This is a genomic window from Cereibacter johrii (assembly GCF_001720585.1).
Lineage (GTDB): Bacteria > Pseudomonadota > Alphaproteobacteria > Rhodobacterales > Rhodobacteraceae > Cereibacter_A > Cereibacter_A johrii.
The window spans coordinates 13,048-32,490 of sequence record NZ_MABH01000075.1 but is presented as its reverse complement, the minus strand read 5'-3'; the positions used below and the strand labels follow the sequence as shown (position 1 = coordinate 32,490).

Here is a 19,443-nt window from a genome sequence, read left to right as displayed (position 1 = left end):
GCGCTCGTCGAGGCGGGCGACCTGCGGCTGGTCGACATGGCGCCCGTTGCGCTGGGCGATCTGGGGGCCGGCCTTGCGGGGGGCGGGCTGCTCGCGCGTCTGCCCGAGCAGGTGCATCTGAGCGTGCAGGTCCGGGTTCTGGCGGATCAGAGCTACCTCCGGGTGGGGATCGTGCTGCAGAACCCGGCCGACAATGCGCTGGTCTGGTCGGACGAGGTGATCGTGCCGCGGCGCGAGTCGATCGGCGAGGCGAGCTTCGCCATGCCGCTGATCGTGCGCGCGACGGAAGAGGCGACGTTGCATTTCCTGCGCCGCCACGGCACCGAGGGGGCCGAGGCCGAGGGACGGATCGCGGCCGCCGTGGCCTCGATGTTCCGGCTGGCGCGCGGCGATCTCGACCGGTCCGAAGAGATCCTGCGCCGGCATCTGGACCGGACCCCGACCGCGCAGGGCTATGCTTGGCTGGCCTTCCTCAACACTTTCCGTGTGGGCCAGCGCTTCAACCCCGCCGACGCGCCGCTGATCGAGGAGACGCAGCATCTCGCACGCCGCGCGCTGGGGCTAGAGCCCAACAATGCGCTGGTCTCGGCGCTGGTGGGCCACATCCATTCCTACCTCTTCGGCGAGTTCGACTATGCCGCGGCGCTCTTCGAGCAGTCCCTGCGGGTCAATCCGGCGCAGACGCTGGCCTGGGATCTCTATGCCATGCTCCATGCCTATGCGGGCCAGCCGAAGCGGGCGCTCGCCATGGCGCGCTGGGCGCGTCATCTGGGCGCCTTCAGCCCGCACCGCTACTATTTCGAGACCACCCGCGCGATCACCGGCAACTTCTCGGGCGATCATCAGACGGCGATCGACGCCGGACAGTCGGCGCTGGCCGAGCGGCCCGACTTCAACTCGCTCCTGCGGGTGCTGGTCTCGTCGAACGCCCATCTCGACCGGCCCGAGGAGGCGCGGAGGTTCCTCGAGCGGCTGTTGCAGGTCGAGCCGAACTTCTCGGTCGCCTCGCTCCGGGACGCGGGCTACCCGGGCCTCGATACCGAGGGCGGGCGGCATTTTCTGGACGGTCTCGTGAAGGCGGGCGTGCGCAAGCACTGAGCCGGCCGATGTTCCTGGAGGATGAGGATGTGTGAACCCCAACCGGTGGGCGTGGCGGCCTTCCTGAACCGCTACCCCTTCGAAGTGAATGCCGAGCGCGTGCTGCCCGCAGGCGGCGGCGCGGGCCAGTCGGTGGCCAGCGACGGATCGGCCGAGGGCAATGTCGGCACCGGGGTCGCAGCCCTGTCGGCGCTCAACAAATCGGTGCAGAACAAGTCGTCTCTCAATAAGAACAAGAACAAGAACAAGAACAAAAACAAGAATAAGAACAAGAACAAGGTTGCGGGTGCCGCCGGCGGCGCGGCAGCGCTGTCCAGCCTGATGCCGGCGCTGGAATTGCGGCGTCTGCATCAGCTGCCGCAGGCCGATCCGTTCATCGTCGCCCGCCGCTTCGTCTGGGAGTGCCTCGACATCTGCCTGCCACCGGGGCCCGACTTCACCCGTCTCGAGACCGCGGTGATGCTGGCCATGCAGGCCCGCGATGCCGAGCGGATGCGGCGGCTTCCCGACATTCAGGCCCAGGCCGCCTTCTCGGTGGACGAGTTCCTGCGACCGCTCGGGATCGAGGGGCTGGCCGGCTACGAGGCGACCGAGGGGCTGTTCCTGAACATCCTGCAGGCCACGGAATATGTGGGGCTGCTCTACAAGGCGCGGATCGACCGCGACCGGCCGAACGTCGTCGAGCTGCGGCTGCGTCCGCTGCTCGCCGTGCCCGCGCACCAGAGCTACCCCTCGAACCATTCGTTCCAGGGCCATTCCATCGTCTTCGCCTTCAACGCGATCCTGCCCGAGCATCCCGCGACCGAGGAGTTGCAGCGCATCGCGCAGAATGTGGCGGAGAACCGGGAATGGGCGGGGCTGCATTTCCCTTCGGACACGCTGGCCGGAAAGGAGCTCGCGCGGCGGTTTGCGCCCTACCTGCGCGATGCGTTCGGCGCGGCCTTCCTTGCGGCGCAGGCGGAGTGGCACTGACATGGATACGCAGAGGATGATGCAGGCGGCTCCCACGAGGGCGGTGGCCCCCCGCTACTACTGGCTCTGGCATCTGGCGGCGCTGAAGGTGCTCGATGCCGACTTCGGCGCGGCGCCGGACACGGTGCCGCCCGTGTCGCAGAGCGCCCTGCGCGAGGTGCCCGTGCCGAAGATCAGAAGCACGGTCTGGGACCGCATCCCCGGCGGCACCGCCACCGTGGCCCTGATCGATACGGGCGTGAGCCGCAGCCACCCCAACCTCGCGAGCCGGGTGGATGCCGACCGGTCGATCGATCTGACCACGCACCGCTACGGGGCGCAATCCGTGCCGGTGGCCGATGCGACCCCCTGGACCCGCGAGGGACGGCGGGCCTTCTTCGCCGACCTCGACCTCGAGGGGCTCCAGCCGCTCCAGCTCTCCTCGCACGAGCAGGATTTTCTCGAGGCGATGGTCGAGGATTTGCGCCAGTCGCAGGGCGTGACGCGGCCGCTCAGCGATGGCGACGAGAGCTTTTCCGCCCACGGCACCGCCTGCGCGGGGTTGATCGTGGGCGAGCCTGCGGCCGTGGCCCCGGGCACCGGGGCGCTCCTGCCGCCCGCCGAGGCCTTCCCGGACGGCGAGCCCAATCCGAACGGCAATCTCCTGCCCTATCTGGGGGTCGATCCCTTCTCGCGTCTGATCTCGATCCGCACCTCGTTCGAGAGCGATCCCTACCAGTTCATCACGGCCTTCCTCTATGCCTGGCAGCACAAGGTGGATGCGATCGTGCTGCCGCGCGGCCTGCCCGATCCGGTGCGCGCGCCGCTCCAGCCGAAGGAGGATCTGAAGGCCGATCTCGAAACCTGGAAGAGCCGCCATGCGGCGGATCTCTTCCAGCGGCTGCAGATGCTCGGCAACGGGTCGGGAGATCCGGATGCGGCACAGGCGGGCTTCCAGCCCGACCGGCCCTGGAAGATCCTCTCGCACCTCATCCAGGCGATCTCGCGCCACATCCCCATCGTCTGCGCCGCGGGAAACGACGGCGAGAGCCAGCTCATCTCCCCGGCCAGCCTCGCCGATGACTCCAACGGCATCGTCTCGGTCGGGGCGGTCACGGCAGAAGGGCTGCGGGCCGGCTATTCGAACTATGGCGAGGGGCTGACGCTGGTTGCGCCCTCGGACGATTACCCGGTCTACAACCGCCACCAGATGCGGCTGAACAGGTTTGATCCGCTGCTCGGGCTGCATGATTATGCGGTGGGCGCGGGGCGCGAGCATGTCTACTGCCCGCTCGAACTGGTCACGACCGACCTGCCCGGCGTCTTCGGCTACGACAGCGGGGCGCAGCCCTGGGCTCAGGTCATGCCCGCGCAGGGCAATCCCGGTCTTGGCGGCGGCTACTACACCGGCTTCGGCGGCACATCGGGCGCCTCGGCGCTGGTGGGCGGGCTTCTGGCGCTGGCCCAGCGGGCGCGCCGGGCCGCGGGCAAGGCGCCGCTCGGCGGGCATGCGCTGAAGCGTCTGCTCAGGCGTGCCTCCTCCACCGGCGCGGTCGTCGAGCCGGGCTACCGGCCGCTGACGCCGGATACGATGAATGCGGACGACGAGACCCTCCTCGGGCCGGCTGCCTTCTTCGGAGCAGGTCTGCCCGACGCCCGGCTGCTGGTCGAGGAGGCCGTGGTCCATCCGTGAGAAGGATTGCCGCCGGAGCCCGGGTCGCATCTGCGCTGCATCTTGAGATTTGACGGATGTTTGACGGGTCCGTTACGGTGGAGTCACACCGATGGAGGCAAGCTGACCGGAGAAAACAGGGAGCAAGCCATGTCTGCCACAGTGGCATCGTCACACGAGGTGCGCGTGACCCTCGTCTCCAAGCCGCCGCGCCCGGGCCTCGCCGCCGGGGTGATATCGGATCACCTCGGGCTCGATCGGCCGCAGGACACCCGGCTTCTGGCGCGCGAGGGCGGGGTGCTGGCCGAAGCGGTGGCGCGGCCCTTGGCCGAGCGTCTGGTGCCGCTCCTTCTGGCGCTGGGGGTGACGGTCAGGCTCGATCCCTCGGGCAGCGCCGAGGCGGCCCTGCCGGTGGACGTGGCGGTTCAGCCGCTGCGGATGCCCTCCGAGGGAACGGTGGGGCGGCTGGCCGCACATCTCTCCTACGACGAGAGCGCTCTGCGCACGGCGCTCTCCCGGCCGCAGGGCCTCGTGCTCCGGATGGGTCGCCGAGAGGCCGAGACGCTGAGGCGGAGCTTCCGGCGCGACGGCAGTGTGCGGATCGCGCTGTCGAACGTGGCCGGCGCGCGGTTCGACCTGTTTCTCAAGCCCGGTTGCGAGATGAGCGCGGGGCTTGCCACGCTCCTGCGCAGGCTCGGGCTCAAGCCGTGCCTCTTCAGCGGTGCGGTGGGCGCGGGCCTGAGCCCCCGCCCCGCGGCTCTGGTGGTGCGCCAGCACGGCGGTCTGGTCGATGCCGTCAATCGGGATTTCCAGCGGTTCGACCTGTTTCTGGCCGGCGGACGCGAACTCGCGCGCCCGGACCTCGCCGATTTCCTCGCCACCCGTGCCCGGATCGAGCGGACGCGCCTGCTCTCGCCCGCCGAGGCCCGCAGCATCCGGCTCGAGGCGGGGCTGAGCCGCGCGGCGGCCCGCCGCTTCCACGAGGATTACGCCGCCATCGGTCTCGACACCCGGATCGAACTGGTCGCGCTCGCCCCGCTCGCGGAGGGCTGAAGCCCGGCAATTAAGGCTCCCTTCACCCGCCGCCCGTAGGGTGGCGTCCGGGTGTGTATGAACGGGGTGCCGGGATGGCAGGGCAGTCAAATGCCGCGCCAGTCGTCATCAAGCGGAAGAAGGTCGTGCAGGGGGGCGGGCACCATGGCGGTGCCTGGAAGGTCGCCTATGCCGATTTCGTGACGGCCATGATGGCCTTCTTCATGCTGATGTGGCTGCTGAACGCGACGACGGAAAAACAGCGCAAGGGGCTCGCGGGTTATTTCAATCCGACGATTCCGATGAACCGCGTGTCGGGCGGGGGCGAAGGGGCCTTCGGCGGCAACTCGGTCTTCCACGACCAGACCATGACCCAGACCGGCACCGGAGCGGCCAACGACCGCGCGACGGCGGAGCTGAAGGCGCGCGGCGAGATGGGTCAGGAGGGCGCGGACGCCGACGAGCAGAAGCGTCTCGAGGAGGTCGAGAAAATGCTCAAGGCCCGCTCGGGCGAGAGCATGACCATGCAGCGCCTCCTCCGCCATGTGGTGACCCGGATCACCGACGAGGGGCTGGTCATCGAGATCTTCGATCTGCCCGACGTGCCCCTCTTCTTCGGCGACACCGACCAGCCCGAGGCCGTGCTGCCGCAGATCGCCCGCCTCCTGGCCGAGATCCTGCCGATCACCACCAACAGGATCGCCGTGAACGGCCATGTCCGCAGCTACCCGATCACGCTGATCCGCAACCCGGTCTGGGACATCTCGGCCGCCCGGGCGCAGCGGATGCGCGGCCTGCTCGAATCGGAGGGCCTGCCGGGCGAGCGGATGCAGCGCGTCTCGGGTTTTGCCGACCGCAAGGTCGTCACGCCGGATCCGATGGCCGTGCGAAACAACAGACTCGAGGTAATTCTGCTGCGCCGCGACCGCTGAACGCCCCTGCGACGTGGCGATGTTAGGCGGGTGTTAAGCCGCCGCGCGCATTTTCGGCCCATCGAAGGCTCGAAGCAGCAGAAAGGCGCTTTTCATGACGATCTCTTCTTCGCTCAATGCGGGGGTGGCGGGACTCAATGCCAACGCCACCAAGCTCGCCACCATTGCCGACAATATCGCGAACTCCGGCACCTATGGGTACAAGCGCGCCGATGCCGATTTCGAGAGCATGGTCATCACGCAGTCGGCCAATGGCGGCTCCTATGCCGCGGGCGGGGTGCGGGCCAACACCATAAGGCGGGTGGAGGAATGGGGCGCCCCCGTGTCGACCTCGAGCGCCATGGATATCGCCATCTCCGGCCGAGGGATGCTGCCGGTGATCCGCGAAACCTCCCTCGGCGCCAGCTCGGGCAATGAGGCGCTGCTGATGACGCGCACCGGCTCCTTCGCCACCGATCCGAGCGGCGTGCTGAAGACGGACACCGGCCTCGTGCTGCTGGGCTGGCCTGCGACCGCCGACGGCACGATCCCCACCATGGCGCGCGACTCCATTGCCCAGCTCGAGCCGGTCGTGATCGCCGCGAACCAGACCGCGGCGGATCCCACCACGCGGATCAACCTTGGCGTCAACCTTCCGGCGGAAGAGACCAAATACGACGCCTCCGGCCGCGTTCTAACGGTCTCGGTGGAATATTTCGGCAACCTCGGCACGTCCGAAACCCTGACGGTCAGCTACCATCCGACGCTGCCCGCGGCCTCGGGTGATCCGCCGACGAACAACTGGACCATGATCATCCAGGATTCCGCCAATGCCGACAAGGTCATCGGCATCTACACGATGCAATTCAGCGATGCCCGCAGCGGCGGCGGCACGATCCTCGACGATACCGCCATCACCCCTCTCAACACGGTGACGCTCGACGGTACCACCTACACGGTCGAGAATGCGGGCTCGACGCCCCCGGACAGCAGCCCGGCCTACGATCCGCTGACGGGCGGCATCGTTCTGGAAGTGGCGGGGAATGCAGACAACAAGATCACGATGACCCTGGGCAAGCCCGGCAGCGCGAATGCCATGACCCAGGTTTCAGGCGATTTTGCCCAGACCGGCATCACCAAGGACGGCTCGCCGGTGGGCAACCTTACCGGGGTCGAGATCGACGACGGCGGCTTCCTGCGCGCCACCTACGACACGGGGTTCACCCGTGTGATCTACCAGGTGCCGCTGGTCGATGTGCCGAACTACAATGGGCTCACCGCCCTGAACAACCAGACCTTCACGATCTCGCCCGATTCGGGCAACTTCTACCTCTGGGACGCGGGCGATGGACCCACGGGCGACGTTCTGGGCTATGCGCGCGAGGGATCGACCACCGACGTGGCGACCGAGCTTACCAACCTCATCCAGACCCAGCGCGCCTATTCCTCGAACGCCAAGATCATCCAGACGGTGGATGAGATGCTGCAGGAAACCACCAATCTCAAGCGCTGAGGGGGCTGAGGCATGAGCATCACCGGCGCCCTGTCGAACGCTCTCTCGGGGCTGAACGTCACCTCCCGCAGTGTCGAGAACACTTCGAACAACATCGCGAATGCGCTGACCGAAGGGTTTGCCCGGCGCGAGCTGGAGGTCACGGCCCGCTCCTACGGAGGCGGCGGGCAGGGCGTTCGCACCGTAGGCATCGACCGCATGGTGAACATGACGCTGGTCGCCGACCGCCGCCTCGCGGATGCCGCCACCGGCGATCGGGACACCCGGGCCGCCTTCTACCAGGCGCTGGCCGATGCCACCGGCGACACGGGCGACGGCTCGCTGCTGGCCCGGATCTCGGCCTTCTCCGCATCGCTGGTCACGGCGGCAAGCAGGCCCGAGTCGCAAGCCCGCTTGCGGGATGTGCTGGACAAGGCTTACTCCCTGGCCGCTGGCCTGAGAGCTGCCTCCGACGCCGTGCTGGAGGCTCGGCGCACCGCCGATGCCTCCATTGCCGATCAGATCAAGACCCTGACGGACAGCCTGGCGCGGGTCCAGCAGATGAATGTCACCATCACCGAGATGCGCGTCAACGGGCGGGACAGTTCCGCCCTCGAGGATGAGCGGCAACGGCTGGTGGATGGGATCTCGAGGATCGTGCCGGTGCGCGAGGTCGCCCGCCAGAACGGCCAGATCGCGCTCTTCACCGCCGGCGGGGCAGCTCTTCTCGACGGGCGGGTCGCCGACATCGCCTTCGAACCGGAGCCGGGTCTGGTGGCGGCCTCTACGGTCGCGGCGGGTGACCTCGGCCTCCTCACGGTGAACGGCACGCCTCTCGATCTGGCCGGGGATGGCGGGTTGATGGGCGCGGGATCGCTATCGGCAGCCTTTTCTGTCCGTGACGATCTTGCGCCGGCCGAGCAGGCGCGCCTCGATGCGCTGGCGCAGGATCTGATGGGGCGGATGGCCGCCGCCGATTCCTCGCTCGGGGCGGGCGAGGCCGGGCTCTTCACCGATGACGGCGCGGCCTTCGATCCTGCCGCTCCGGCGGGGCTCGCCAGTCGCCTGTCGGTCAATGCGCTGGCCGATCCCGACCGGGGCGGAGCGCTCTGGCATCTGCGTGACGGCCTGCAGCGCCCCTCCGAAGGCGACAGCGGCGATCCGACGCTTCTCAACGCCCTCGCCGCGGCCCTCGACGCCCGCACCGTTCACGCCGCAAACGGCCTCAGCGGCACCTTCAGCTTCTCTGGGCTCGCCGCGGAAACCGTCTCTGGCGCCGCCGTCGCGCTCGTCTCGGCCGAGGCCGAGTCGATCTTCGCGTCCGCCCGGCGCGACGAGCTGCAGGCGCTCATCCTCGCCGACGGCGTGGATACCGACCGGGAGATGGAGCAACTGCTGCTTCTCGAACGTGCCTACGCCGCCAACGCGAAGGTGGTGGCCGCCTGCGATGACCTCCTTCAATATCTGCTGGAGATGTAGATGAGCTCCGTGTCCCTGGGCGATCTCGCCCGCACTTTCCTGCTCCGGCGGCAGAATGCGGCCCTGAAAGCGGATGTCCAGCGCCTCTCGACCGAGGTCGTGACGGGGTTGGCCGCGGATGTGCGCCAAAAGACAGGCGGCGATCTTTCGGGCCTGCAGGCGATCGACGGAAGCCTGACGGTTCTTGCCGCGCGCGCTTCGGCCACCGGAGAGGCCGCTTCGATCGCCTCCGCCCTTCAGACGGGTCTGGCGCGGCTCGACAGCCTCGCGTCGGACATGTCCATGAAGCTTCTGAGTGTCGGGAACAACGCCCCTGCGACGACGACGGACCAGTTGGGGGAGGAATCCGAGGAAGCCTTCCGCACGGCGATCGCGACGCTCAACACGCGGGTGGGCGACCGGTCGATCTTCGCAGGCACGAGGCCGCAACAGGCGGCGGTGCTCGATGCGGACACCATCCTCACCACTCTCGATACTGTCATTGCCGGAGCGACCACGGCCGCGGATGTTCAGACGGCCGTCGAGGCTTGGTTCGACGATCCGGGAGGCTATTCCGCTCTCGCCTACATGGGCGGAGGCCGCCCGGCGTCTGTCATGATCGCAAATGGGGAGAATGTCGCCCTTGAGGTCACGGCCGACAGTGGCGCCATTCGCGACTCCCTGAAAGGGCTTGCGCTGGCTGCCATGCTGAACCGCGGCGCCCTCTCGGGCGCGCCGTCGGAACGCGCGAGCTTGGGCGAGTTGGCAGGCAGCGCCCTTCTGCAAGGGCAGACGGCGCGCGTCGACCTTGGGGCCCGGCTTGGGCGGGCAGAGGCCAGGATCCACAGCGCGACGATCTCGAACGCGGCCGAGGTCACGTCCCTCCAGATGGCCCGAAAGGAGCTGCTGGGCACGGATGAATATGAGACGGCCACCCTGCTGAAGGCGACCCAGGCGCAGCTCGAGACCCTCTACAACTTGACCGCCCGGATCAGTCAGATGAGCCTCACGGACTACCTCTGATGCTCATTCGCCTTCTCCTCCTGATGATCTGCCTGGCGGGTCCGGGCCTTGCGGAGGAGATCCGCATCAAGGACCTCGTGCGTTTCGACGGTGTCCGGGGTAACGATCTTCTGGGTTACGGCCTTGTCGTAGGCCTCAACGGCACCGGCGACGGCTTGCGCAATGCGCCCTTTACCGAAGACATCATGTCCAACCTGCTCGAGCGGCTGGGCGTGAACGTCACAGGCGAGCAATATCGGCCGAAGAACGTGGCAGCTGTGTTCGTTACGGCCACGCTGCCCCCCTTCGCTCGGGCCGGAGCACAGATCGATGTGACCGTTTCGGCGATGGGCGATGCGAAGAGCCTGCTGGGCGGCACACTGGTGATGACACCGTTGAACGGCGCGGATGGCCAGATATATGCGGTGGCCCAAGGGACCATCATTGCAGGCGGAGTCTCGGCCGAGGGGCAGGCCGCGCGCGTGGTCCAGGGGGTGCCCACGGCGGGCACCATTCCCGAAGGCGCTCGCGTGGAGCGCGAGGTCGATTTCGAGTTTGCACGCCTCGACAGGGTTCGTTTGGCTCTGCGATCACCCGACTTCACCACCGCCGGACGTATCGAGGATCGGATCAATCGCGAACTCGGCCGGGGCGTGGCGACCATGCTCGATGCAGGGACGGTCGCCCTCGACCTCGGGCGGCTGGGCCCGCCGGCCCGGGTCATGGGCCGGATCGAGAATCTGGAGGTCGAACCGGAGACAGTGGCGCGGGTCGTGGTGGACCAGAGATCCGGCACGATCGTGATGGGCGAGGACGTCCGGATCAGCCGGGTCGCGGTGGCGCAAGGCGGCCTGACGCTCCGCGTGGAGGAGCAGCCGATGGTGGTCCAGCCCAACCCGTTCAGCCGGGGCGAGACGGTGGTCGTTCCGCGCACGACAGCCTCGATCCAGCAAAGGCCCGGCACCGGCCTCGCCGAGATACCGGCAGAAACCTCGCTTTCACGCGTCGTGGCCGGCCTCAACGCGTTGGGCGTGGCGCCCAACGACATGATCGATATCCTCAAGAGCATCCATGCGGCGGGGGCGCTTCATGCAGAATTCATCGTGAGATGAGGCCGACGGCCGACCAATCGCGCCACCCCATCCAGCAGGGCCTCGTCGCCGAACGGCTTGGCGAGGACGGCGACCCGGGGCCGGAACTCCTCATCCGGCACGCGGCTGTCGCCCGTGGCGAAGAGGATCGGCAGATCGGGATGCAGCGCGCGCGCCGCGCGGGCCAGATCCACGCCGCTCATGTCCGGCAGTCCCAGATCGACCAGCAGCAGATCGGCCGGACCTTGCTGCAGCACGCTCAGCGCGGCCTCGCCGGAGCCGGTCTGCGAGACCCGGCACCCCGCCTCCGTCAGGCCTTCGACAAGATTCATCCGGATGATGACATCGTCCTCGCAGACGAGGACATGGATACCCTTCAAGCCGTCTTCCTCGGGGGGGCCGCTCGCACCGCTGACAAGCACCTCCCGGATCTTCCGGGCCAGAGCTTCCTGCGTATAGGGCTTGCTGAGCAGATGCACGCCGCTGTCCAGCCGTCCGCCGTGAACGATGGAATTCTGCGTGTAGCCCGAGGTGAAGAGCACCGGAAGTCCCGGGCGCAGGCCGCGCGTCTTCTCTGCGAGCTGACGGCTCGTCAACTTGCCAGGCATGACCACGTCGGTGAAGAGAAGGTCGATCCGTGCCCCGCTCTCCACGATCGTGAGCGCGCGATCCGCGTCCTTGGCCTGCAGAACCGAATAGCCGAGATCCTGCAGCAGGCCCGCCGCGGTGGACCGCACCTGCTCGTCATCCTCCACCAGCAGGATGGTCTCGGTTCCTCCTGTCATGGGACCGGTGGCGAGGGGTCGCGTCGCGTCCTCGGCTTCCAGCGACCGGGGAAGATAGATCTTGATCGAGGTTCCGTTGCCGAGCTCGCTGTAGATCTTGACGTGGCCGCCCGACTGTTTGACGAACCCGTAGACCATGGACATGCCGAGGCCGGTGCCGCGCCCCTCCGCCTTGGTGGTGAAGAACGGCTCGAACACGCGCTCGATCACCTCCGGGGACATGCCGCAGCCCGTATCGGTCACGGCCAGCATCACATACTGGCCGGGCTCGAGGTCGGGATGGCCGCGCGTATAGGTGTCGTCCAGGAAGGAGTTCCCGATCTCGATGGTGAGACGCCCGCGCCCCTCCATCGCGTCCCGGGCATTGATGGCGAGGTTCAGGATCGCAGCCTCGACATTGGCGGGGGCGACGCAGGTGTTCCAGAGCCCGCCGGCGACCAGGGTCTCGACCTCGATCCCCTCGCCCACGGCGCTCCGAACGATGTGGTCCGCGTCGCGCAGCAGTCGGCCGAGGTTGATGACCCGAGGCGCAAGGGGCTGCCTGCGTCCGAAGGCCAGCAGCTGCGACGCGAGCGTCGCCCCGCGCTCGACCGCGCGCAGGGCTTGGTCGAGACGCGGGCGCGCGACGTGATCCTGGTCGAGAGTGCGGAGAGAGAGCTGGATACTGCCCGTGATCGTCTGTAGCAGGTTGTTGAAATCATGCGCGATTCCGCCCGCGAGATTGCCGATGGCCTCCATCTTCTGGCTCTGGCGCAACGTATCGCTCATTGCTTCGAGCTCTCGGTTTCGCTGCTGCACCCGCTCTTCCAGCGCAGCATTGAGACCCGCGATGGCCTCCTCGGCAAGCTTGCGATCCTCGATATCCGTGTTGGTCCCGATCCAGCGCAGGATCCGGCCCTGATCGTCGCGGATCGGCAGGGCGCGTGAAAGATGCCAGCGATCGGCACCGTCGTGGCGCCGGATCCGCAACTCGCGCTCGAAGGCGGTTCCCTCGGCCAGCGAATGCGCCCAGGCCGCTTCCGCCTGCGGCCTGTCTTCCGGCCGGACGATCGCCATGGGCGGCAGGTCGATCAGGTCGGCGTCGGTGCGCCCGCAATAATCGAGGAGCCGGTCGTTCAGCCAGTCGAGCCGCCCCTCGGGCGTGGCCGTCCAGACGTGGTTGGGCATTGTCTGGGCCATGGTCCGGAACCGCTCGCGCGTCTCGATCACCTCCGCTTCGGCAATCTTTTGGCGCGTGACGTCATGCCCCTCGACGAAGACGCCGCGCACCTGCCCGTCGGGCCCTCTCAGCGGGCACATGATGAAATCGACGAAACTGCGCTCGATCTCGGATCCGCGCCGGAGCAGCACGGGCGCCGCCCGGCGGGTGAATGCGAGCCCCGTCAGGAAGACCTCGTCGAGGAGTTCGAAGAAGCCCTGGCCGTCGAGCTCGGGCAGTGCCTCGCGGACGGTGCGGTTCAGCAGGTCGCGGCGGCCGACGAGCTGGTGGTAGGCCTGGTTCACGATGCGGAAGACATGGTCGCGCCCGTCGAGCACAACCATGAAGCTCGGCGCCTGGTCGATCGCGCTGCGGAAGAAGTCGACCGCGCTGCCGAGCTCGAGATTCTCCCGCGTGACCGCCTCGGCCCGCTGGAGCATCCTGGCCTGATCGGTCGGCTGGGGAGAGGTTCGATCCTCGCAATAGAGCGCCGTGATGTCGTTGGTGTTCTGCAGGATGAACTCGACGCGGCCTTCGGCATCCTTGATGGGCGTATTGGTCGCGCTCCAGAACCGCTCTTCCATCCGGCCGTCCTGACTTCGGATCGGATAGGGAATCAGCGGCAAATGGTCGGGTCGGCCCTGCTCGACCACGCGGCGGAACGAAGCGCGCAGCATCTGGTCCGGGATGGACTCTGCCTCTGCGGGAAAGACGTCGAACATGCGGCGCCCGACCACGTCTTCGCGCGCCCGGCCCGTGGCGCGCAGGTAGGCGGCATTGGCCCAGATCATCGTGAGATCCCGGTCGAGAAGGACGTAGGGCGATGGATCTTCGGCAAAAATCTTGTCGAGGGCGACGAGCATCGTTCGGCTCCTTCAGAATTGGCCGCAGGATGACGGGGTTGTGCGGCAGCGGCAAGGGCAGACATGCGGCAACAGGACGCACTCTCCCCTCGGCGCGGGAGGCCGTGCTATGGTCGGCGAATGAAGCGCCCTCTTCTCGATCCGGAAGAAACGCAGCCCTCGCTGTATGATCCGACGCCCGTCGATGAGGACCTCTGGTTTGCGGGGCCCGACCTCGAGGAGGATGTCTTCGCGCCGCCATTGCCGCGGGCCGAGCGCACGGATCTCCTGCGCGTGGCGGAGTGGCGGCGGGCCGAGGCGTCGCTCGCGGCCGATCTTGCACGGGCCGCGCAGCGGCTCGGCGCTTTCGACGAGAGGTTGCGGCGCACGCCGGCCGGAGTGCGGGAGCGTCTCGCGGTGCTCGAGGCGTCCGAACTCAGCTGGTGGGCCGGCGACCGCGTGACGCCCGACCGGCTCTCGCTCTGGATGTCGCTCCGGCTGAGCGGGGCCCAAGAGGACAGTCTTGCCCTGACCCGGGCGGGCTGGGCTGCGCGGCGGCTGGTCAGCGGGCCGGGCCCGGAGGCGGGACTCGCATCCTTCCTCGGCCGGGGCGAGACGACCGAGCGGATGATGGATTGGGCCGAGATCGAGGAGGCGTCGGCCGGGATGCATCCGATCAGCCGGGCGGCGATGGGCTTTCATGGCTGGTCGCAGATCGCGGGCGGTCCTGGCAGCGCCCGGATGGAGGCGGCCGTCGTTGCGGCCCGGGCGGCCGGGGCCAATGGGAAATCGGCGGCCTTCCTGCCGCTCGCCTCGGGCGGCAGCGCCGCGCTGCGGCCCGGCGGCTCGCCCGAAGAGCGCCTCCGGCGCTGGTATGCCGGGGCGGAGCGGGCCACGCTGTCGCTGCTGCGGGACCTCGACCGGCTGGAGGACTGGCGCGAGCGGGCGCTGGACGACATCGCCAGCCTGTCCGGCCGTACGGCCCCGCGCCTCATCCAGGCGCTCTGCCGCTGGCCGCTCCTCTCCGTGCCGGTCGCCGAGGCGGAAACCGGCGCGTCACGCGCGGCGGTCCAGCGCAATCTGGAACGGCTGGCCGACCTCGGCCTGATCCGGGAGGTTACTGGGCAGGCGCGGTTCCGGCTCTGGACCGCGGCCGTTCAGAAATAGCTGCGGACGAGCGCGCCCGAGATCAGGCTCCAGCCGTCGGCCACCACGAAGAAGGCCAGCTTGAAAGGCATCGAGACGACGGCCGGCGGGACCATCATCATGCCCATCGACATGAGGACGGCCGAGACGACGAGATCGATGATGAGGAACGGAAGGTAGATCAGAAACCCGATCTCGAAGGCCCGCTGGATCTCGGAGAGAAGAAAGGACGGCACCAGCACGGAGAAGGACACCTCGGACGGCGGGGCCGCCGCGCCCGGCCGGAGTGCCTGGAGCGCGGCAAGGGTGTCCGGGTCGATCCGGCCAGCCATGAAGCTTCGGAAGGGAATGGCGGCGGCGGCGAGGGCCTGCGGCAGGTCCAGCTCGTTCCGTGTGAGCGGCCCGATCCCTCGCGTCCAGGCTTCGGTGAAGACGGGATCCATCACATACCAGGTCAGGAACAGCGCGAGGCTCACGATCAGCATGTTGGGCGGCGCCTGCTGCAGGCCGATGGCTTGGCGCAGGATCGACAGCACCGTCACGATGAAGGGAAAGCAGGTGATCATCATGGCGAGCGCCGGCACGAGGCTCAGGAGCGTGATGACGGCGATGAGTTGCACGCTGCGCGTGGCGAGCGAGCCGCCGTCGCCGAGGTCGAGGGAGAGGCTCTGGGCCGCGGCCGGGCCGACGCCTTCGAGCACGAGAAGCAGGGCCAGCAGGACGCGCATCACAATCCGCCGCGCAGGTTCGCGACCTCGGTGAGCCGGACGGCCAGCTGGCCTGCCTGCTCGCCCTCGAGCTCCGTCAGTTCGCCACGCCCGATCAGCCGGTCGCCCACATAGAGTTCCACCGGATCGTCCACCCGTCGGTCGAGTGGCAGGACGGCATCGCGCTGGAGGCGGAGCAGCTCGCGAACGGGAGGGCGGGCGCGGCCGACCGAAATGGTGATCTCGATCGGGACCTGGGTAAGGGGATTCTGGTCGGCCTCATCCATGCCGGACCTCCTGTTGCGTGAGATCGAAATAGCTGCGCACGGCGGCGGCGATGTCTGCCACCGCTCGGTTGAGATCGACCTGCGTCTCGGCGGCGCCCAGCCGTATCGACACCTGCCCCTCGTCGAGGCTCGGCTCGTCTTGGATCACGAGGGGAAGTGCCACGGCACCGTCGAGCAGCCGCTCGAGGCAGCCGCGCGCGGTCGGGTGGACGAGGAGCGTGACAGGCGCCTCGCTCATTCCATCGGCCAGAGGCATCAGTGTCTCGAGCACCACGGGCGCTAGCATCTGCCGCGCAAGGTCCGGCAGGATGTGGCCCACGAGCGCCTCCATCAGCGGCTCGATGCCGCGCAGGACATGCATGCGTGCCTCGCGGAACGTGAAGCCCAGGGCCTGCAGGTTCCGGGCGAGATCGGCCTGCAGTCGGGCCTCCTCCTCGGAGCGGGCCTTCACCGCATCTTCCCATCCGGCGCGGTAGCCCTCCTCGTAGGAGGCCTGCCGCCCCTCCTCCAGGGCCACGGCGTCGGTCACGACGATGTCGGGCTCCGGTGCCGTGAGTTCGAAGACCTCGAGCCGGAGCGCCATCACGGCGCCTCCCGCTGCGGTTCCATCCAGCCGCGCAGGATCTCGACCGACTCGGCCTGGCGTTCCTCGATCAGACGGCGGAGCCGCGCGACCGGATCCGCCTCCTCGTCGAGGTCGAGGGGCGCGGAGGACACCATCGGGAAGTCCGGCAGGTCGCCGCCGTCATCGATCTCGCCCGTCAGCGCCGGTTCGCTGCCTTCGTAACCCGGGAGCGCCAGGGGCTGCGGCGCGGCCGGAAGGCGCGGCGGCGCCGTCAGGATCGGGCGGACGACGAAGAGGCCGAGGATCAGAGCCACCAGAGCGAGAACGCCGATCTGGATCAGGCTCATCAGGTCGAAGGCGCCGAGCCGGCTGAGGAAGCCGGTCTCGGCCAGGGTTCCCGCTTCGGGCGGCGTCTCGAAGGCCAGCGAGCGCAAGGTCAGCCTGTCCCCGCGCGATTCATCGAGCCCCACGGCCGAACCGACCAGTTCGCGCAGCACGGCGAGCTCCTCCTCGGGGCGCGGCTCCCAGCCGACGGTCCCGTCGTCCGCGACGGTCTTGATCCCATCCACCAGAACCGCCACCGTGAGCCGCCGGATGGCACCCGGCTGGCGCATGAGTTCGCGCTGGGTCTGCGACACTTCGAAATTGACCGTCTCGCGCGTTTCGCTGGTGGTCGACTTGCCGCCCGCGCCTTCCTTTGCGTCGCCTTCGGGCAGGTTCGACGCCACGGTGACATCGGGCGCGGGCTCGGTCGAGTTGCTGGATTTCTCCTGAGTTTCCGACGAGATCGGCACGCGGCCCTTGGGGTCGAAGCTCTTCTCCACGATCGACTCGCGCGCGGTCTCGACATCGACGCTGACTTCGACCACGGCCCGCCCCGGCCCGACCCGCGCCTCGAGCAGCCGCTCGACGTTGCTCCGGAGTTCGGCGGCGCGGCTCTCGCCCGCGGCGGTGGCGCTGTCCTTCTCATCCCCGGACCGGATCAGGCCCATCACGCTGTCGATCACCGACACGTCTTCGGGCTGCAGCCCGGCCACGGCCGAGGCCACCAGATGCTTGAAGGCCCGCGCCTGATCCGCGGTCACCGGGCCTCCGGATGTGGTCACGGTGACACTCGCCGTCGGGCGCTGCTCCCGCCGGAACGGCTGTGCCGCCGGCTGCGCGATATGCACCCGCGCCGCCTTGACCTGCGGGCTGGCGAGGATCGTCCGGGCAAGCTCGCCCTCCTTCGCGCGCAGATAGGCCGCGTCGAACATCTGCGAAGTGGTGCCGAAGCCCGAGAGCCCGTCGAGGAGCTCGTAACCCGCAGCGCCCGTGGCGGGCAGCCCCTCGCCCGCGAGTTTCATGCGGATCTCGTCCCGGCGGGCCGCCTCGACATAGACCGAATCGCCTCTCACCTCGTAAGCCGCGCCCTGCGCCTCGAGCGCGGTCACGACCTCGCCCGCCGCCGGTCCCTGCATACCGGCATAGAGCAGCGCCATCGGCGGCCGACCGGCGAGCTGCGACAGACCGAGCACGGCCAGGAACATGGCAACCGTCGCGCCCACGACGACGGCCCGGCGGCGTCTGTCGAGATCGTTCCAGATTGAGATGAGGTTCTGCACTTCGGTCTCCGACACGGGCTTCTGCCTTGCCCGACCATCCATGACGGATGTGGCTTAACAATCGGTTAGGGGGATCCGGCCTATAGATCGACGGACGGAAAGGAGTCGGTCATGGCGGATGCGGGCGCGGATCAGATTGAAACGACAAAGAAGCGGTCGCTGTTGCCGCTGATCATCGGCGTCGTGCTGGCCTTGTCTCTGGGGGGCGGCGGGTTCTACGCCACCTGGTCCGGCCTGATTCTGGGCTCGTCCGGCGAGCACGAGGCCGAGGCCGCACATGAGGCGCCGGCGGCCCTTCCCGACATCGCCTTCGTGCCGATCGACCCGATCGTGATCAGCCTTGGCCGCGGATCGGATCTCTCGCACCTCAGATTCGCGGCGCAGCTCGAGGTGGCGAAGGCGAATGCGGCCGAGGTCACGATGCTGATGCCGCGGATCGTGGATGTCATCAACGGCTACCTGCGGGCGGTGGCCGTCTCGCGGCTGGAGGATCCGACCGCGCTTGTGGAATTGCGGGCGCAGATGCTGCGCCGCATCCAGATCGTCACCGGTGAAGGCCGCGTCCGCGACCTGCTCGTGACGGAATTCGTCCTGAACTAGGAGGTGGCAGTGGATTTCATCGCGAATATCCTGATGGCGGGCGGCACGTTCGGAGCGGCGCTCTACTGCTACGTCCTCGGTCAAAGGCTGAAGCGGTTCTCCACTCTCGAGGGCGGGATGGGCGGCGCCATAGCGGTCCTCTCCGCCCAGGTCGACGAGATGACGCGCGCGCTGGAGAAGGCGCGGGCCGCAGCGACCCTCTCGGCAAGCTCGCTCGATGGGCTGACGGAACGGGCCGAGTCGGTCGCGGCACGGCTCGAGCTGATGCTCGCCTCGATGCACGACATCCCGGCCGGAACGCCGGATCCGCGGCCGGATCCCGAGGTCGAAGCCGAGCGCCGCCTGCGGTTCGTCCGCCGCCGCAGCCTGCGCGAAAGTTCGGAGGTCGACGCATGAACCGCCGATCGCGCACCCGCGGCGCGCTTGGGCTTCTTGCGCTCCTGCTCGCGGCCTCGGGGGCGATGAGGGTCGGATCCGGGGTCGGGGCGGCGATGGCACGGGCGTCCAACGAACCTGTGTCGGCGGCACCGCTCGACTGTCCCGAACCGCCGCTGGCCCTGGCCGAGGCCCTGCGCGACCGCGAGGCGGCGGTCCATGCGCAGGAAGAACGGATGCAGAAGCGTCAGGCCGCATTGGACGAGGCCGAGAAAGCCGTGCGCGCCCAGATGGCGGAGCTGGCCAAGGCCGAGGCGGAGCTGAACAAGACGATCGCGCTTGCGGACGGGGCCGCCGAAAACGATGTCTCGCGCCTGACCTCTGTCTACGAGTCGATGAAGCCCAAGGAGGCCGCGCGGCTCTTCGAGGCGATGGCTCCCGAGTTCGCTGCCGGTTTCATCGGCCGGATGCAACCTGAAGCGGCGGCGGCCGTCATGTCGGGCATGTCGGCCGAGGCCGCCTACAGCGTGAGCGTCCTTCTTGCCGGCCGGAATGCGCTGGCTCCCTCCGAGTGAAGATATCTTAACCCCGCCTTGCGAAGGTCGCGGGCAACTGAGGCAGGAGTCC

Annotated in this window: 18 protein-coding genes; 13 read left to right on the top strand and 5 right to left on the bottom strand. The window is 68.4% G+C overall.

Annotation, left to right across the window (positions count from 1 at the left end; genetic code table 11):
- From A9O63_RS05880 to A9O63_RS05840, 9 genes are all read left to right on the top strand, one after another.
- The coding region (locus A9O63_RS05880) for a tetratricopeptide repeat protein (RefSeq protein ID WP_141703044.1) at window positions 1–1,098 on the top strand (1,098 nt) is incomplete at its 5' end.
- Between the two features lie 27 nt (window positions 1,099–1,125).
- On the top strand, window positions 1,126–2,070 hold the full coding sequence (locus tag A9O63_RS05875) for a phosphatase PAP2 family protein (protein ID WP_069331088.1): 945 nt from the start codon (window positions 1,126–1,128) through the stop codon (window positions 2,068–2,070).
- 1 nt (window position 2,071) lies between these two features.
- Window positions 2,072–3,742, top strand: a complete 1,671-nt coding sequence (locus A9O63_RS05870; RefSeq protein WP_069331087.1) for a S8 family serine peptidase — start codon at window positions 2,072–2,074, stop codon at window positions 3,740–3,742.
- Window positions 3,743–3,871: 129 nt separating this feature from the next.
- Complete coding sequence (locus A9O63_RS05865; RefSeq protein WP_069331086.1) at window positions 3,872–4,774, top strand: hypothetical protein; 903 nt, start codon at window positions 3,872–3,874, stop codon at window positions 4,772–4,774.
- A 74-nt stretch (window positions 4,775–4,848) separates the two neighbouring features.
- Window positions 4,849–5,685: a flagellar motor protein MotB gene (locus A9O63_RS05860; protein WP_069331085.1), complete on the top strand. Its 837-nt coding sequence runs from the start codon at window positions 4,849–4,851 to the stop codon at window positions 5,683–5,685.
- A 94-nt stretch (window positions 5,686–5,779) separates the two neighbouring features.
- A complete protein-coding gene (locus tag A9O63_RS05855; protein ID WP_069331084.1) occupies window positions 5,780–7,177 on the top strand; it encodes a flagellar hook protein FlgE in 1,398 nt (465 codons plus the stop codon).
- Between the two features lie 12 nt (window positions 7,178–7,189).
- Window positions 7,190–8,635: a flagellar hook-associated protein FlgK gene (gene flgK / locus A9O63_RS05850; RefSeq protein WP_069331083.1), complete on the top strand. Its 1,446-nt coding sequence runs from the start codon at window positions 7,190–7,192 to the stop codon at window positions 8,633–8,635.
- Window positions 8,636–9,637 carry a flagellin gene (locus tag A9O63_RS05845; RefSeq protein WP_069331082.1) on the top strand — a complete coding sequence of 334 codons (1,002 nt, stop codon included), beginning with the start codon at window positions 8,636–8,638 and terminating at the stop codon, window positions 9,635–9,637. It abuts the gene before it with no gap.
- A complete protein-coding gene (locus A9O63_RS05840; protein ID WP_069331081.1) occupies window positions 9,637–10,728 on the top strand; it encodes a flagellar basal body P-ring protein FlgI in 1,092 nt (363 codons plus the stop codon). Before A9O63_RS05845 ends, A9O63_RS05840 begins: the two co-directional genes overlap by 1 nt.
- Here A9O63_RS05840 and A9O63_RS05835 read toward each other — a convergent pair.
- On the bottom strand, window positions 10,704–13,553 hold the full coding sequence (locus tag A9O63_RS05835; RefSeq protein WP_069331080.1) for a hybrid sensor histidine kinase/response regulator: 2,850 nt from the start codon (window positions 13,551–13,553) through the stop codon (window positions 10,704–10,706). The two genes, A9O63_RS05840 and A9O63_RS05835, sit on opposite strands and share 25 nt — an antisense overlap.
- Before the next feature lie 120 nt (window positions 13,554–13,673).
- Here A9O63_RS05835 and A9O63_RS05830 point away from each other — a divergent pair, with 120 nt between their 5' ends.
- Window positions 13,674–14,699, top strand: a complete 1,026-nt coding sequence (locus A9O63_RS05830; RefSeq protein ID WP_069331079.1) for a hypothetical protein — start codon at window positions 13,674–13,676, stop codon at window positions 14,697–14,699.
- On the opposite strand, the gene fliP is transcribed toward A9O63_RS05830, so the two are convergent.
- Genes fliP through fliF form a run of 4 tightly spaced genes read right to left on the bottom strand, consistent with a single transcriptional unit; the run spans window position 14,690 to window position 17,883 of the window.
- Window positions 14,690–15,406 (bottom strand): flagellar type III secretion system pore protein FliP, encoded by a 717-nt coding sequence (fliP, locus tag A9O63_RS05825; protein ID WP_069331078.1) that lies wholly within the window; start codon window positions 15,404–15,406, stop codon window positions 14,690–14,692. The genes A9O63_RS05830 and fliP overlap by 10 nt on opposite strands.
- Window positions 15,406–15,672 (bottom strand): FliM/FliN family flagellar motor switch protein, encoded by a 267-nt coding sequence (locus A9O63_RS05820; protein ID WP_002721878.1) that lies wholly within the window; start codon window positions 15,670–15,672, stop codon window positions 15,406–15,408. Before A9O63_RS05820 ends, fliP begins: the two co-directional genes overlap by 1 nt.
- Window positions 15,665–16,255 carry a FliH/SctL family protein gene (locus A9O63_RS05815; protein ID WP_069331077.1) on the bottom strand — a complete coding sequence of 197 codons (591 nt, stop codon included), beginning with the start codon at window positions 16,253–16,255 and terminating at the stop codon, window positions 15,665–15,667. Before A9O63_RS05815 ends, A9O63_RS05820 begins: the two co-directional genes overlap by 8 nt.
- Window positions 16,255–17,883 (bottom strand): flagellar basal-body MS-ring/collar protein FliF, encoded by a 1,629-nt coding sequence (gene fliF, locus A9O63_RS05810; RefSeq protein ID WP_069331076.1) that lies wholly within the window; start codon window positions 17,881–17,883, stop codon window positions 16,255–16,257. Before fliF ends, A9O63_RS05815 begins: the two co-directional genes overlap by 1 nt.
- A gap of 69 nt (window positions 17,884–17,952) precedes the next feature.
- Between fliF and A9O63_RS05805 the strand changes: the two genes are divergently transcribed.
- Genes A9O63_RS05805 through A9O63_RS05795 form a run of 3 tightly spaced genes read left to right on the top strand, consistent with a single transcriptional unit; the run spans window position 17,953 to window position 19,391 of the window.
- A complete protein-coding gene (locus A9O63_RS05805) occupies window positions 17,953–18,441 on the top strand; it encodes a flagellar basal body-associated FliL family protein (RefSeq protein ID WP_069331075.1) in 489 nt (162 codons plus the stop codon).
- A gap of 9 nt (window positions 18,442–18,450) precedes the next feature.
- Complete coding sequence (locus tag A9O63_RS05800; RefSeq protein WP_069331074.1) at window positions 18,451–18,837, top strand: hypothetical protein; 387 nt, start codon at window positions 18,451–18,453, stop codon at window positions 18,835–18,837.
- Window positions 18,834–19,391: a MotE family protein gene (locus tag A9O63_RS05795; protein WP_069331073.1), complete on the top strand. Its 558-nt coding sequence runs from the start codon at window positions 18,834–18,836 to the stop codon at window positions 19,389–19,391. Before A9O63_RS05800 ends, A9O63_RS05795 begins: the two co-directional genes overlap by 4 nt.
- Window positions 19,392–19,443: the final 52 nt, after the last annotated feature.